The sequence below is a fragment of the Streptomyces sp. VNUA24 genome, assembly GCF_029167005.1.
Taxonomy (GTDB): Bacteria; Actinomycetota; Actinomycetes; order Streptomycetales; family Streptomycetaceae; genus Streptomyces; species Streptomyces scabiei.
Window position 1 is genome coordinate 9,934,508 of the sequence record NZ_CP119143.1, and the last position, 13,808, is coordinate 9,948,315.

A 13,808-nucleotide genomic window follows, 5' to 3' on the forward strand; every position below is an offset into this window, starting at 1 on the left:
TGCCCGCCACTCGGCGTTGCCAGGCTGACCGAGTGGTGGCCATCGCTTTCCCCGTCGACCTACGCCGCTGCCAGGCGCTCGGCCTGGCCGGATCCGCCTTTCTCGCCCTGGGAGGTGAGACCGCCGGTGCCCTGCCGGTCCGGGAGCTCCTGTCGCCGACCTCGGGGCGCGGCGCCCTGGGGCTGGTCGGTGTCTACTTCGGCGTCGTCCTACTGATGGCCGCCTGGGCCCTGCTCGGGAAGGTGACACGCGGCCCGGAGCCCCCGACGCCCCGCGCCCTGCTCCTGGTGCTGGCCGTCTGGGCGGCACCCCTGCTGCTCGCGCCGCCGCTGTTCAGCCGGGACGTCTACAGCTACCTCGCGCAGGGCGCCATGGTCGACGCGCACCTGGACGTCTCTCTGCACGGACCCGCCCGGCTCGGCGGCCCGCTCGCCGACGAGGTCGCCCCGATGTGGCGGCACACGGCCACCCCGTACGGCCCGGTCTTCCTCGCCGCGGCCTCCGGGCTGTCCGGTCTGACCGAGGGCCGGATACCGGCGGGGCTCATCGGGATGCGGCTGATCGCGCTGCTCGGGGTCGTCCTGATGGCCGTGGCGCTGCCCCGGCTCGCCCGGCACAGCGGAGCCGACCCGGCCGTCGCCCTCTGGCTCGGCGCCCTCAACCCGCTGGTGCTGCTGCACCTGGTGGCAGGGGCCCACAACGACGCGCTGATGCTGGGCCTGCTCGGCGTCGGCCTGGTGGTCGCCGGAGGCCGCTGGTACCTCATCGGCGTCGCCCTCGTCACCCTCGCCGCTCTGGTGAAGGCACCGGCCGCGCTCGGCCTGCTGGCGGTGGTCGTGATGCGCGGCCGTACCGGACGGCTCCGGACGACCGCGGCCACGCTGGCCGTCGCGGCGGCCACCACGGCGGCCGTCACCACCCTGACCGGCACCGGGTACGGCTGGATCGCCGCCCTGCGCACCCCGGTCTCCGCACGGAACTGGTCGCCCACCAGCGTCCTCGGCCGCGCCACCGGCACCGTGCTGCACGGCCTCGGCAGCGACCTGGCCCCGCTCGCCCTCCCGGCCTGGCGCGCGGCGGGGCTCCTGCTGACCCTCGCCGTCGTGCTGTTCGTCTGGCTCCGGCTGAGGCCCGGTCCGGTGTACGCGCTCGGCCTCAGCCTGGCCGCCGTGGCCGCGCTGGGCCCCGCGGTCCGCCCCTGGTACGCCCTGTGGGGGCTGTTCCTCATCGCCGCGGCCGCCCGCGACGCCCGTGTGCAGCGCCGGGCCGCGGCCGTCAGCGCGGTGCTGGCGCTGGTCGTCCTGCCGAGCGGGTACCCCCCGGACGCCGAGCAGCTGGTGCTGGCGGTGTGCGGCGGAGTGCTCGCGCTGGTCGTGCTGTGGCAGGCCGAACTGGCCTCCCGCGCGCCGCTCCTGGGGCGTACGGCATGAGCGCGCCGCGACCGCGGCGGTACGCGCCGCGCACCGACCGCGCCCGTGCTCTCCTGGTCCTTGTGTCGGCCGCTGCCGTCACCGTGTTCACCGCGACCGTCCCGCTGCTGCGCGACTGGTTCGACCTGCGGGTCTACCACGGAGCGATCGACTTCTGGGTCCACGACGGCGGGCTGTACGACTATCTGGTGCCGGGCACGACGTACGGGTTCACCTATCCGCCGTTCGCGGCCGTCGCCATGCTGCCGATGGCGCTGACCGGGCTGCGCACCGCGATCGCGGTGTGCCTGGCACTGAACCTGGCGGCGCTCGCGGCCGTCCTGTACCTGCTGGCCGGCCCGCTGCTGCGCCGCCACGGCTGGTTCGGCACCTCGCTCGCCCTGTGCGCGCTCGCCCTGTTCGAGCCGCTGCGGGACACCTTCAGCTTTGGTCAGGTGAACCTCCTGCTGCTGGCCCTGGTGCTCGCCGACGCCCGGCTGCTGGCCACCGGCCGGGGCCGCCGGGCGGGTGTCGGCATCGGTCTGGCGGCGGCGGTCAAACTGACACCCGCGATCTTCATCGTGCTGTTGCTGCTCGCCCGGCGGTGGCGGGCCGCCGGGCTCGCGACCGCCGTCGCCGCGGCCGCCACCGCGGCGGCGGCCTGGATCGCCCCGGCCGCCTCGCGCTTCTACTGGACCGAGGCCCTGTGGGACACCGGCCGCGTCGGCCGCCTGGACTACGTCTCCAACCAGTCGCTGCAGGGAGTCGTGGCCCGGCTGGCGGCCCCGCACGAGCCGAGCCGGGCCGTGTGGGTGCTGCTCGTGCTGGTGGTGCTGTGCGTGTGGGCGTGGCGGGCCCGCGCGGCGGTGCGCGCCGAGGACTGGACGGCCGCGTTCGCCCTGACGGGGCTGACCGCGTGTCTGGTCAGCCCGGTCACCTGGGTGCACCATCTGGTCTGGCTGCTGCCGTCCTTCGCCGTCCTGCTGCGACACCGTCGGCTGCTGCCGCTCACGGCGGCGTTGTACGCCGTGCTGTGCAGCAGTGTCGTATGGCTCTGGTTCGACGACGCCTCCGGCCCCGGCGGGTTCCTCGGTGCCAACACCTATGTGTGGATCACGCTCGGACTCCTGCTGCGGCTGCCGGTCGGTCAGCCGCCGTCGGCGGCCCGGCCGCGCCTGAGCCGCAGTCCGAGCCGCAGCACCAGTGCCACGGCCGCCGCACCGCAGCCCGCGGCACCCGCGATCACGCCCGCCACCGGCAGGGCGGGCGAGGTGACGGCCTCCTTCTCCGCGCGCGCCGACAGCGGTTCGGGACCGGCCTGAGGAGCGGCCGCCGGACGTGGTGGCAGCAGCGAGCCCACGGGGTCGACGTGCCCGGCGGCCCGGAACCCCCAGTCGAGGAGGGAGCGCGTCTCCTCGTAGACAGCGTGGCCACCGCCCGACTCGGGGCGCATCACCGTCACCACGAGGGTGCGGCCGCCCCGCTTCGCGGCGGCGACGAGGGTGTTGCCCGCGTTGGTCGTGTAGCCGTTCTTGACGCCGATCAGCCCGGGATAGCGCTCGACCCCGGCGCCGGTCAGCAGCCGGTTGGTGTTCTGGATGCCGTACGACCAGCCGCCCGCCGGGAACGTCGCGGTGGCCGTGGCGCAGTACCCGGCGAACTCCGCGTTGCGCAGCCCGGCACGCCCGAACACCGCCAGGTCGTACGCGGAGGACACCTGGCCGGGCGCGTCGTAGCCGTCGGGCGAGACGACATGGGTGTCCCGGGCGCCCAGCGCGCGGGCCTTCGCCTGCATCTGCTCGGTGGTGGCCTTCCAGCCGCCGTTGAGGGAGGCGAGCACCCGTACGGCGTCGTTGCCGGAGCTGAGGAAGACCCCGCGCCACAGATCGGCGACGGTGTACGTGTTGTTCTCCTTGACGCCGACCAGGCTGCTGCCGGCGCCGATGCCCGCGAGTTCCTCGCTCTTGACGGTGTGTCTCAGACCCGCCGGCAGCCCCGGCAGCACGGTCAGGGCGAACAGGGTCTTCAGGGTGCTCGCCGGCGGCAGTCTGCGGTGTGCGTCGTGCGCGGCCAGCACCGCGCCGCTGCCGGCGTCCGCCACCAGCCAGGACACTGCCGAGATGTCCTGCGGCACCCGGGGAGCCCCGGCCCGTGGCCGTACCTGGGTCCCCTGCCGGAACAGCGGCGACGGCTCCTGCCCGGTCTTGGCGTCCGGCCGGTCCGCCCCGGCGGGGGGTGGGGACCCTTCCGGGTGCGTCACGGTGGCCAGGGCCCCGAGCGCGCAGACGACGGAGCAGCAGACGGCGATGCGGGCGAGACGGGGGACTCGGGATGAGAATCCGATGGTCATACCGCAAACGTAGGAAGAGGCGGGTCGCGGTCCGGGATGCCAGGGCCGTGCGCCCGGATCGAGCACCCGGATGCCGTAGGTCATGCCGCCGGCAGCGTGGGCTGCACCTGCCGCAGGAAGGCCGCGTTGTCCGGGGTGGCCCGCAGGCGCTCCAGCAGGGTTTCGAGGTTCCCCTGCCCCTCGCGCGACCGCAGGGCCCGCCGCAGTCCGCGTACGGCCGTCAACTCGGCCGGTGTCAGCAGAAGTTCCTCCCGTCGGGTGCCGGAGGGGGTGATGTCGACGGCGGGGAACACACGGCGGTCGGCCAGTGCGCGGTCGAGGCGCAGTTCCATGTTGCCGGTGCTCTTGAGCTCCTCGAAGAAGAAGTCGTCGGCGCGGGTTCCGGTCTCCACCAGGGCGGTGGCGAGGACGGTGAGGGATCCGGCCTCCTCGGTCAGCCGGGCGGCGCCGAACAGCCGTTTGGGTCCGTGCAGGGCGGCGGCGTCGACTCCGCCGCTGAGCGTGCGCCCACCGGCGGCGGCCGCGTTGTTGTGGGCCCGGCACAGCCGCGTCAGGGAGTCCAGCAGGATCACGACGTCCTCGCCCTGTTCGACGAGCCGCTTGGCGCGCTCCACGACGAGTTCGGCGAGCGCGATGTGCTGCCTGGGGGACCCGTCGAACGTCGACGCGTACACCTCGCCCCGTACCGAGCGCCGCATGTCGGTCACCTCCTCGGGCCGTTCGTCGAGGAGCACCACCATCAGGCGGGCCTCCGGGTGATTGGCGGCGATCGCGGCGGCGACCTGCTGGAGCAGCACCGTCTTGCCGGTCTTCGGCGGGGCGACGATCAGTCCCCGTTGCCCCTTGCCCACGGGGGACACGAGGTCCAACAGACGGCCCGTCAGGCCGCTCGCCGGGTGTTCGAGCCGCAGCCGCTCGCGCGGGTGCAGCGGGGTGAGGTCGTGGAAGTGCGGGCGGCGGCCCAGTTCCTGGGGCGTACGGCCGTTGATCCGTTCGACCCCGGTGAGGGCGCGCCCGCGGTCGCGGACGCCCTCGACGGTGTCGCCCTTGCGCAGCCCGTACCGGCGGATCAGTGCGGCGGGGACCTGCGGGTCGGCGGGGTCGGGCAGGCAGCCGTGGACGCGCAGGTGTCCCTGCCCGCCCTGCGCGGTCTCCAGGACACCGGTGACCCGGGCGGGAGGCTGCCGATCGGTGGACGTGCGTTCGAGTGTGGTGGTGGTCATGAGTGGGGGTCCTTTCGAGGACGGGAAGAACGTGGAAGAGAGGAGAGAAGGGGGGGAGGGGCGCACACCCGGGGGGACGGCGGAGCCGTTCGGGACCGCTCGTGGGAGACGGACCGTGTGTCACGGGTGGTGCGGGGAGGCTGACGGCCGGTCGGAGGACGACGGGCGGTTCAGCGGAAGAGATCCCGGGATCCGGGGAGAGTGGCACCGGCGCCCCGGAGGGGGCGATACACACGTGCCGGAACCACAGTACCACCATCGGTGGCCGACGGTGGGGGAGTTCCTTACCGACGGCTTACCCGTGGCCGGTGAACCGATCTCCCGGGGACCTCGTACAGATGGGGGCACCGCCAGCGGTCTTCGTACGGAAGGAACGCCGCGTGTCCCTCTTCACGCGCTCCAGCCCCTCACCCGACACGGACGACACGGACGGCGCCGACGACACGGACGGGACGGGTGTGCCGCCGACGGCCGCCCCGACAACCCATCTGCTGCGGAGGTACCGCGCCGCGTTCCGGGAGAAGTACCCGCGCGCGGCACGCGCGTTGTCCTGGACGGTCACCGCGCTGGCCGCCGCCCTGGTGTTCTTCGCGCTGTTCATGCCGGGCAAGGCCGAGTACTTCGAGGCGCGGCAGTTCCTGCGGATCCCCGTGGAGCCGATCCTCGCCGCCGCCCTGCTGCTGGTGCTGCCGCGCCGGCCGCGGCTGGCGGGGGCGGTCGTCATCGGGGTGGGTCTGGCCGCCCTGGTGGTCGTGAAGGCGCTGGACATCGGCTTCAACCAGTTCCTCGGCCGCGGCTTCAACGTGGTCCTCGACTGGGGCCTGCTCGACGACGCCGAGTCCTACGTGCGGGACACCCTCGGCGGCGCGGGCGCGCGGGCGGCCGTGCTCGGCCTGGTGGTGCTGGTGCTCCTGCTGTTCGCCGTCATGGCGCTGGCCGTGCTGCGGCTCACGGGGCTGCTCGTCCGCGACCGGGAACGGGCGACGAAGGGCATCGTCGTCGCCGGCACCGTCTGGATCACCTGCGCGGCGCTCGGCCTGACACCCCTCGACAACACCGCGGTCGCCTCCAGGAGCACCATCGGTTTCGTGCAGGACCGCTGGGGACGGGTCCAGGAGACACTGCGGGACGAGGCCGCCTTCGCCGAGGAGGCCAAGAAGGACCGGTTCGCCGAGGTGCCCGCCGACCGGCTGCTGACCGGGCTGCGCGGCAAGGACGTCACGATCGCCTTCATCGAGAGCTACGGGCGCGCCGCCCTGCAGGACCCCGCCATCGCCCCCGGAGTGAACGGAGCCCTCGACGAGGAGGGCAAGGCACTGGCCGAGGCCGGGTTCGCGGCGAAGAGCGGATGGCTGACCTCCGCGACGTACGGCGGCAGCAGCTGGCTCGGCCACTCCACGTTCCTCACCGGCCTGTGGATCGACAACCAGAGCCGCTACCGCACGGTCACCGCCGGCGACCGCCTCACCCTGCCCGGAGCCTTCGGCAGGACCGGCGCCTGGCGCACGGTCGGGGTCGTGCCCGGCGTCCGCTACAACTGGCCGGAAGGCGACTTCTACGGCTTCGACAAGGTCTACGACTCCCGCGATGTCGGCTACCAGGGGCCGAAGTTCAGCTGGTCGACCATGCCCGACCAGTACACGCTCACCGCGTTCGAACGCCTGGAGGCCGCCAAGAAGCGTGACAAGCCGCTGATGGCGGAGATCATCCTGACCTCCAGCCACCAGCCGTGGGCACCGCTGCCCAAGATGATCGGCTGGGACGAGGTGGGCGACGGCTCGGTCTACCAGGCCGTCGAGAAGGCGGGCAAGGACCCGGCGGACGTGTTCACCGACCCCGTCAAGGTGAAGGAGGAGTACGGCAGGTCCGTCCAGTACTCGCTGCACAGCCTCCTGCAGTACCTGAAGAGGTACGGCGACAAGAACTCGGTGCTGGTCTTCCTGGGCGACCACCAGCCCATGGCGAGGGTCAGCGGCGACGGCGCGAGCCACGACGTACCGGTCACCGTCGTCGCCCACGACCCCAAGGTGCTCGACCGGATCGACGACTGGGGCTGGTCCGACGGCCTGCGGCCCGGTGCCGACGCCCCGGTCTGGCGCATGGACTCCTTCCGCGACCGGTTCCTCACCGCGTACGGCGAGGAGCCGAAGGCGGCCGGCACACCCGTGCCGTAGCCGTCCGTGTGCGTGAGCGGCTGGCCGGAACGGGGGACCGGGCAGCCGCTCCGGTGTTCAGCCGCGCAGCTCGAAGACGCCGTACCCGAAGCCCCGGGCGGTGATCGTGCCGTCCGCGATCTCCACCCCCAGCACCTCCAGGGCCCGGTGGACGGCGGGCTCGTACGGCCAACTCGCCGTGTGCTCCTGCGGGTTGACGACCACCAGGTAGCGCCCGCCGCGGACGTACACGAACGGGTACCCCGCGTGCAGCACCTCCACCGCACCGCCGGGGCCCAGCTCGGGTGAGCGGCGGCGCAGGGCGATCAGGCGGCGCACGAGATGCAGGAGCGAGGTGTCGTCGGCGCGCTGGGCCGCGACGTCCGGGCGGTCGGGGGAGGGGTCGAGGGGGAGGTAGAGACGGTCGGCGCGGGCGGTGGAGAACCCCGCGTTCGCGGTGCCGTCCCACTGCATGGGCGTACGGGAGCCCGCGCGGTTGTAGCGGGGGCCGAGGACACTGCCCTCCTTGTCGGGCAGACCCGGGACGTACCGCATGCCGATCTCGTCACCGTAGTAGATCGCCGGGAGCGTCGGCCAGGTCATCTGGAAGACGAAGGCGGCGGGGAGCTGTTCGGCCGTGCGGGGGCCGCAGTTGAGGCGGGAGAAGTCGTGGTTGGCGGTGGGCAGCGCGATCGAGCCCGCGTCGCCGACCGCCGCGGACGCCTGCCGCCATGCCTCGACGAAGGGGCGCGGCGAGCCGTGGCCGCTCGCGTCGAAGAAGCAGTCGAGCGGGTCCCAGTGCTCGTGGACCGTGCCCTCGCCGTTGTTCCACAGCGAGCGCAGGGCGAGGCCGTCGGTGGGGCCCCCGAAGTGGAGGAAGAAGTCGGCGTGGAACCCGGCCGGGACCGACACCTCCGGCTCGCCCCACTCGGCGAGGAGCACGGCGTCCGGGTGGGCGGCGTCCAGCCAGTGCCGCAGTTCTGCCCAGAGGCGGGAGGTCTCGGCCCTGTCCGGGTCGTCCTTGACGAGCGAGGCGGCCATGTCCACGCGGAATCCGGCCACGCCGAGGCCCAGCCAGTGGTCCATGATCGTGCGGAGCGCGTGACGGTTGGCGCGCGGACCGTCGGCGTCGGGCGGCAACCGCCAGGGCTCGGCCGGATTCCCGCGCGCGTAGCCGAAGTTGAGGGCGGGCTGGGAGTCGAAGAAGTTCGGTAGGTAGGCGCCGGGGCGGGTGCCCGGGGAGGCCACGAAGCCTTCGGGACGGCCGTGCGGCGCCCAGATGTAGCGGTGGTCGTCAGGGTCGTTCGCGGACGCGCGGAACCAGGGGTGGTCGACGGAGGTGTGGCCGGCGACGAGGTCCAGCAGGATCCGGATGCCCCGGCGGGCCGCCTCGTCGACGAGCCTCGCCAGGTCGTCGTTCGAGCCGTAGCGCGGGGCGACGTTCAGATAGTCGGCGACGTCGTACCCGGCGTCGCGGAACGGCGAGACGAAACAGGGGTTCAGCCAGACGGTGTCGACACCCAGCCAGGACAGGTGGTCGAGGTGCTCGGCGATTCCGGCGAAGTCCCCGATGCCGTCCCCGTCGGAGTCGGCGAAGGACTGCGGATAGATCTGGTAGAAGACGGCGTCGGCCAGCCAGGTCGGGGCGGGGCGGAACGGAGTCATGTCACGGACCATAGGCGAGAGCACACGCCCGCCGCTGCCCCGAGCCAGGGCCTAAGCTGACGTGATGTTCACCCCGCAAGGCCCCAGCCTCCGCGAACTCGCCGTCCAGGCGCTCTCCTCCGTCGAACACGGCTACGACCTGCTCGCGCCCAAGTTCGACGAGACCCCGTTCCGTACGCCCGACCCGATCCTGGAGGCGGTCGAGACCGCCCTGTCGTCGCTGGGCCCCTTCGCCCACGGCCTGGACCTCTGCTGCGGCACCGGAGCCGGGATGGAGGTGCTGCGCGAGGTGTGCCGGGAGAGTGTCACCGGCGTCGACATCAGCGCGGGGATGCTGGCGGTGGGGAGGCGGCGGCTGGGCTCCGCGACCGCCCGTCCCGACGGCCCTCGGGACGCCTCTGCCGGGGCCGAACGACCGGGCGACTCCGGCAACGGCCCCGGTTCCGACGCCCCGCGTGTGGCCTGGGTACGCGGTGACGCCCTGGCGCTGCCCTTCGCCCCCGTCTTCGATCTGGCCGTCAGCTTCGGCGCGTTCGGGCACTTCCTGCCGCGGGAGCTGCCGGGGCTGTTCTCCGAGGTGCGCTCCGTGCTGCGGCCCGGCGGGCGCTTCGCGTTCCCGCTGCCGGCGCCCGCCCCGCCCCGCTCGCCCTGGTACTGGGCGGCGCTGGGCTTCGACACGGCGATGCGGGTGCGCAACGCCCTGTGGCGGCCCCCGTTCGTCATGTACTACCGGCCGTTCCGGCTCGGCGTCGTACGGGAGGAGCTGGAACGCGCGGGCTTCGAGGTGGAGTTGTACGCCCTGCCCGAGTTCGGACGGCGGGCCGACGGCAGCCCGCGCTGCCGGATGGTCGTGGCCACCCGCAAGGGGTGACCGGCCGGGCGTGCCGCAGCGCCCGGACGAGCCGGCCCGGTGGCCCGACTCGGCGTCAACGCCTTCCGCGCCGCCCTCGTCGACGGAGGCCGCCCTCGTCGACCGGGGCCGTCCTCGTCCGCGCCCTGCGCGCGGGCCGGAGCGCCGGTGCCGGGCCCGACGGTCGGCCGTCGGCCCGGCCGCGCGCGATCACGGGAGCGCGACCGGGCCGGTCCCGTGCGGGGCCGACGGCCGCCCGGCGTCAGGAGGCGGCACCCTTCCGCCCGTGCGACGGAACGAGCCTCACCCGCCCCGCGGGGTCCGCGACAGGAACATCGGCCGGGAGGGCTCCGTGTGCGTCGGGACCAGGTGCCAGTAGTCCCGGGTCTCCACGGCCAGACCGGCCGCGTCGAACCGCACGAAGACGCATCCGGCGAGGGTCTGCGGCTCCTGGTCGACCTCGGACAGCACCCGGAACTCGGCGACGGCCACACCGTCCCGGCCGACCACCGGGTCCGAGAAGCGCACGTCGTCCACCCGCTCGCCGGTGAAGGACCAGCGCAGGTACTCGGCGAGTGCGTCGCGGCCCCGGTGCGGCTCCCGGAACGGCATCGACCGGTGGACGCAGTCCGGCGCGTACAACTCCAGGATCGCCTCGACGTCATGCGCGGCCCACGCCCGCTGCCACACGCCCACGAACCGCCGGGCGGCCTCCACCGTGTCCATGCCGTCCGCCTCCCTCAGAGGTGGGAGGCCAGCCAGCGCAGCTTGACCGCCTCCTGGTAGGGGCCGCCGCCCTCGTGGTCGTTGAAGTCGTAGACCTCGATGCGCTTGTTCGCCTCGGCCCAGGCGTTGAAGGCCGCGAAGACCGTGGACGGCGGGCAGGTCTGGTCCTCCAGGGCCGCCGAGAACAGGGCGGCGGCCCGGCCGCGCGCGGCGAAGTGCACGCCGTCGAAGTAGGCCAGGGTGCGCCCGACCTGCTCGGTACGGCCGCGGTGGGTCTTGAGGTACTTGCCGATCTCGCGGTACGGGTCGCGGTCGGTGATCGTCGTGGAGCGCGGGAAGTCGCACAGGAAGGGCACGTCGGGCGCGACCGCGACCAGGTCGGGGACGAGTCCGCCGACGGCGATGGAGATGCCGCCGCCCTGGCTGGAACCGGCGACGGCCGTGCGCGCCGCGTCGGTGCGCGGATGCGCGCGGGCGGCCTCGACCGCGCGGACGGCGTCGGTGTAGACCCGGCGGTAGTAGTAGTTCTCGGGGGCGTCGATGCCCCGGGTCATGAAGCCGGGGAAGGCGGGGGCGCCGGCCACCGGGTCGGGGGTGTCCCCGCCTCCGCCCCAGGCGCTGCCCTGGCCCCGGGTGTCCATGACGAAGTGGGCGTAGCCCGCCGACGCCCACAGGAGATGGGTGTGGGGCAGACCGCGGCCGCCGCCGTAACCGATGAACTCCACGACCGTGGGCAGCGGTTCGCCGTCTCCGGCCGGGAGGGCCAGCCAGCCCTTGACGGGGTGCCCGCCGAACCCGGAGAAGGTGACGTCGTACACCTCGATCGTCTTCAGGTGGGTCTCGACCGGCTCGAACCGGGCGTCGAGGTCGTGCTCGCGGGCCTCCTGGAGTGTCTTGGCCCAGAAGGCGTCGAAGTCCTCCGGCTCCGTTGAAGCGCTTCGATAACCACGGAGCTCGTCCAACGGCAGGTCGAACAGGGCCATGAAGAAGACCACCTTGTGAGTCTGAGGTGCGGATGATCACACCGTACGTGCGGCGCCGCGGGCCGCCAAGAGGGTCTCGGCGGACCCGCGACGGCCCGGCGGCCGGTCCCGGCCCGGGTGCCGCCGTCACGCCCAGTGGTGGCCCCAGTCGGGGCCCGTCCGCGCCCACTCACGCTCCCATTCGGCCAGGCGATGCCGGATGGCGACCCGGCGGACGACCACGTGCCCGAGCAGGACGACGCAGACGACGCCGCCGGTGGCGCAGGTGCCCATGGCGACCGCGTGCTGCCAGACGGCCGTGTCGTTCGGGGGCGGCCGGACGCTGCGGCCCGCGTCGTCCAGCCAGACGTCGGCGCGGTCACCCCGATCGGTCCCGGCCGGCACCCGTGCCTCGCCGGTGCGGGAGCCGCCGTCGGGCTCGGTCCAGCGCGCCCGCACCCAGTACGTGGGCTGCTTGTCGTCGTGCGCCGAGGGCACCGAGGCGGGGGCCTTCTCGACGATCACGGCACTCACCCGGTCGAGCGCGGCCCGCTCGGCCGTCGCCTGGGCCCGCGCGTCCGCGTGGGCCCACCGGCCCACCAGCACTCCGGCGGCCGGGGCGCCGAGGGCGAGGAGCAGGACCACACACAGGACGGTCCACGCCTCGACGACGTCCGAGCGCCGGCGCAGCGGATTGGCCCGCCACCGCCACCCGAACACCTGGCCTCGCATCTCGCCCTCCCTCGCCGGTCCGGTCCTCGTGTACGAGAACCCCGGTCTGGACTGGTCCGCACTTCCGGTGTACCCGAAAGAGAGCGTGATGGCATGGTTTGCGGCATAAATGATGGAGATGCGGCTCCGTGGGACCGGGACCCGGCCGTGCGGACGGGACCCGGTCGCCCGAGGTCGGCCGAAGGTCAGCCGAACCGCTCGATGCGGATGCGGTCCACGGGCTGTCCGGCCTCGACCAGCAGCCGTGAGGTGTGTTCGGCGAACGCGTTGGAGCCGCACACGTAGGCCTCCCAGCCGTCCGTCGGCCGCTCGGCGAGCAGCGGCGCCACCTGGGCCGCCGACAGCCGTCCCACCGGCACCCCCTCGGGCGCCCGGCGGGTGAACACCGCCGTCGTCTCCGTGCCGTACTCGGCCGCGTAGATCAGCTCCTCGGGCCCGCGCGCGGACACCAGCAGCCGCAGCGGGACGTCGAGCCCGCGCGCCCGGTGGTGGCGGATCATCGACATCAGCGGTACGACGCCGGAACCGGCGCCGATCAGCAGCGCGGGCCGGTCCCCGGGCCAGGCGAAGAAGCCGCTGAGCGGGCCCCGCACCTCGACCTCGTCGCCGGGCCGGGCCTCGGTGTGGAACCACCCGGAGACCTCGCCGCCCTCGACGTGGTCCAGGGTCAGCTCGATGTGCCCGCTGTCGTCCGGCGGTGACGCCAGCGAGTAGTGGCGCTGCGCGGTGTAGCCGTCGGCGGCGGTCAGCCGCAGCATCAGGTGCTGCCCCGGCAGATGCCCCTCCCACCCGGGCACCGCGAACCGGAACGTGGCCGCCGCCGCCGTCTCGCGCCGGATCTCCGTGAGCGTCGCCCGCTGCCACAGGGACGCGGCCCGGTTGCTCACGGCGATCCGGCCGGGCACGGCGAACCGCGTGGGCGGAGCGAAGGCCGGCTCCGGCGGCGGGGTGGCCGGCGTGCGCGTGTCCGTCGTCGTCTCAGTCACCGGAGTACCGCTGCTCCTCCCACGGGTTGCCCCGCGCGTGATAGCCGTTCTGCTCCCAGAAGCCGGGCTCGTCGTGGTCGAGGAGCCGCAGGCCCGCGATCCACTTGGCGCTCTTCCAGAAGTACAGGTGCGGCACCAGCAGCCGTGCCGGGCCGCCGTGCTCGGCGGGCAGCGGCTTGCCGTCGTACTCCCACGCGATCCAGGCCCGTCCGCCGGTGAGATCGGCGAGCGGGAGGTTCGTGGTGTAGCCGCTGTGCGCGTACGCGACCGCGTGGGTGGCCGACGTGTCGGGCCGGACGGCGTCCAGGAACGCGTCGAGCGAGACGCCCGCGAACCGCACGCCGAATTTCGACCAGCTCGTCACGCAGTGGATGTCGCCCTCGTACGCCGACGCGGGCAGCGCGTGCGCCTCGTCCCAGTCCCAGGTGCGCGGCTCCGCCACCAGGCCGTCGATCCGGAAGGTCCAGTCGGCGGGCGTGAGGTCCGGGGTGACCTCGGCGGACAGCACGGGCCAGTCGTCGCCGGCGTCGTACTGGCCGGGCGGCAGTCCGGGATGGTGGACGCGGGGGCGTCCGGTGAAGCCTCGGGTGACGTTCATGGGGTCCCACGTGACGAGGGTGAATGCTGAGTCATACAACCGTACGTGTCCGGGGCGGGTGCTCGGGCCCGGGGGCAGGCGGCGATCGTTGCGGCCGTATGAACTCTTCGGCGGCCCGGGAATAGCGGCTCGGCGATCTCCCTTGCCGTCTTCA

The 13,808-nt window shown here is 73.6% G+C and carries 11 protein-coding genes and 1 pseudogene; 4 read left to right on the forward strand and 8 right to left on the reverse strand.

Going from position 1 to position 13,808, the window contains the following annotated elements:
• The first annotated feature begins 41 nt into the window (after nt 1–41).
• Together mptB and PYR72_RS42745 are read left to right on the forward strand one after the other, a co-directional pair.
• Nucleotides 42–1,430 carry a polyprenol phosphomannose-dependent alpha 1,6 mannosyltransferase MptB gene (gene mptB / locus PYR72_RS42740; protein ID WP_275460673.1) on the forward strand — a complete coding sequence of 463 codons (1,389 nt, stop codon included), beginning with the start codon at nt 42–44 and terminating at the stop codon, nt 1,428–1,430.
• Nucleotides 1,427–2,329: pseudogene (locus PYR72_RS42745) on the forward strand (glycosyltransferase 87 family protein); the annotation flags it as partial. The gene mptB and the pseudogene PYR72_RS42745, both read left to right, overlap by 4 nt.
• Nucleotides 2,330–2,556: 227 nt before the next feature.
• Here the strand turns inward: PYR72_RS42745 and PYR72_RS42750 are convergent.
• Both PYR72_RS42750 and rho read right to left on the reverse strand, forming a co-directional pair.
• Nucleotides 2,557–3,759, reverse strand: a complete 1,203-nt coding sequence (locus PYR72_RS42750; protein WP_275460280.1) for a serine hydrolase — start codon at nt 3,757–3,759, stop codon at nt 2,557–2,559.
• Between the two features lie 80 nt (nt 3,760–3,839).
• Complete coding sequence (gene rho / locus PYR72_RS42755) at nt 3,840–4,982, reverse strand: transcription termination factor Rho (RefSeq protein ID WP_275460281.1); 1,143 nt, start codon at nt 4,980–4,982, stop codon at nt 3,840–3,842.
• A 380-nt stretch (nt 4,983–5,362) separates the two neighbouring features.
• Between rho and PYR72_RS42760 the strand changes: the two genes are divergently transcribed.
• Nucleotides 5,363–7,156, forward strand: a complete 1,794-nt coding sequence (locus PYR72_RS42760; protein ID WP_275460282.1) for a sulfatase-like hydrolase/transferase — start codon at nt 5,363–5,365, stop codon at nt 7,154–7,156.
• Nucleotides 7,157–7,213: 57 nt separating this feature from the next.
• Here the strand turns inward: PYR72_RS42760 and PYR72_RS42765 are convergent, their stop codons facing one another.
• Nucleotides 7,214–8,800 carry an alpha-amylase family glycosyl hydrolase gene (locus PYR72_RS42765; RefSeq protein ID WP_275460283.1) on the reverse strand — a complete coding sequence of 529 codons (1,587 nt, stop codon included), beginning with the start codon at nt 8,798–8,800 and terminating at the stop codon, nt 7,214–7,216.
• Nucleotides 8,801–8,864: 64 nt separating this feature from the next.
• On the opposite strand from PYR72_RS42765, the gene PYR72_RS42770 reads away from it, so the two are divergent.
• Complete coding sequence (locus tag PYR72_RS42770; protein ID WP_275460284.1) at nt 8,865–9,671, forward strand: class I SAM-dependent methyltransferase; 807 nt, start codon at nt 8,865–8,867, stop codon at nt 9,669–9,671.
• Nucleotides 9,672–9,953: 282 nt separating this feature from the next.
• Here the strand turns inward: PYR72_RS42770 and PYR72_RS42775 are convergent, their stop codons facing one another.
• The 5 genes from PYR72_RS42775 to PYR72_RS42795 form a co-directional block, all read right to left on the reverse strand.
• Nucleotides 9,954–10,376 carry a nuclear transport factor 2 family protein gene (locus PYR72_RS42775; RefSeq protein WP_275460285.1) on the reverse strand — a complete coding sequence of 141 codons (423 nt, stop codon included), beginning with the start codon at nt 10,374–10,376 and terminating at the stop codon, nt 9,954–9,956.
• Between the two features lie 14 nt (nt 10,377–10,390).
• Nucleotides 10,391–11,359, reverse strand: coding sequence for an acetylxylan esterase (locus PYR72_RS42780; protein WP_275460286.1), 969 nt, complete (start codon nt 11,357–11,359; stop codon nt 10,391–10,393).
• Nucleotides 11,360–11,485: 126 nt separating this feature from the next.
• A complete protein-coding gene (locus tag PYR72_RS42785) occupies nt 11,486–12,070 on the reverse strand; it encodes a hypothetical protein (RefSeq protein ID WP_275460287.1) in 585 nt (194 codons plus the stop codon).
• A 185-nt stretch (nt 12,071–12,255) separates the two neighbouring features.
• Nucleotides 12,256–12,975 carry a ferredoxin reductase gene (locus tag PYR72_RS42790; protein ID WP_275460674.1) on the reverse strand — a complete coding sequence of 240 codons (720 nt, stop codon included), beginning with the start codon at nt 12,973–12,975 and terminating at the stop codon, nt 12,256–12,258.
• A gap of 73 nt (nt 12,976–13,048) precedes the next feature.
• Complete coding sequence (locus PYR72_RS42795; RefSeq protein WP_275460288.1) at nt 13,049–13,654, reverse strand: sulfite oxidase-like oxidoreductase; 606 nt, start codon at nt 13,652–13,654, stop codon at nt 13,049–13,051.
• Nucleotides 13,655–13,808: the final 154 nt, after the last annotated feature.

Coding starts and splice junctions, on each gene's coding strand:
- PYR72_RS42750 (WP_275460280.1), bottom strand. CDS start 3,759: ATGACCATCGGATTCTCATCCCGAGTCCCCCGTCTCGCCCGCATCGCC.
- PYR72_RS42775 (WP_275460285.1), bottom strand. CDS start 10,376: ATGGACACGGTGGAGGCCGCCCGGCGGTTCGTGGGCGTGTGGCAGCGG.
- PYR72_RS42765 (WP_275460283.1), bottom strand. CDS start 8,800: ATGACTCCGTTCCGCCCCGCCCCGACCTGGCTGGCCGACGCCGTCTTC.
- PYR72_RS42785 (WP_275460287.1), bottom strand. CDS start 12,070: ATGCGAGGCCAGGTGTTCGGGTGGCGGTGGCGGGCCAATCCGCTGCGC.
- PYR72_RS42780 (WP_275460286.1), bottom strand. CDS start 11,359: ATGGCCCTGTTCGACCTGCCGTTGGACGAGCTCCGTGGTTATCGAAGC.
- PYR72_RS42795 (WP_275460288.1), bottom strand. CDS start 13,654: ATGAACGTCACCCGAGGCTTCACCGGACGCCCCCGCGTCCACCATCCC.
- rho (WP_275460281.1), bottom strand. CDS start 4,982: ATGACCACCACCACACTCGAACGCACGTCCACCGATCGGCAGCCTCCC.
- PYR72_RS42770 (WP_275460284.1), top strand. CDS start 8,865: ATGTTCACCCCGCAAGGCCCCAGCCTCCGCGAACTCGCCGTCCAGGCG.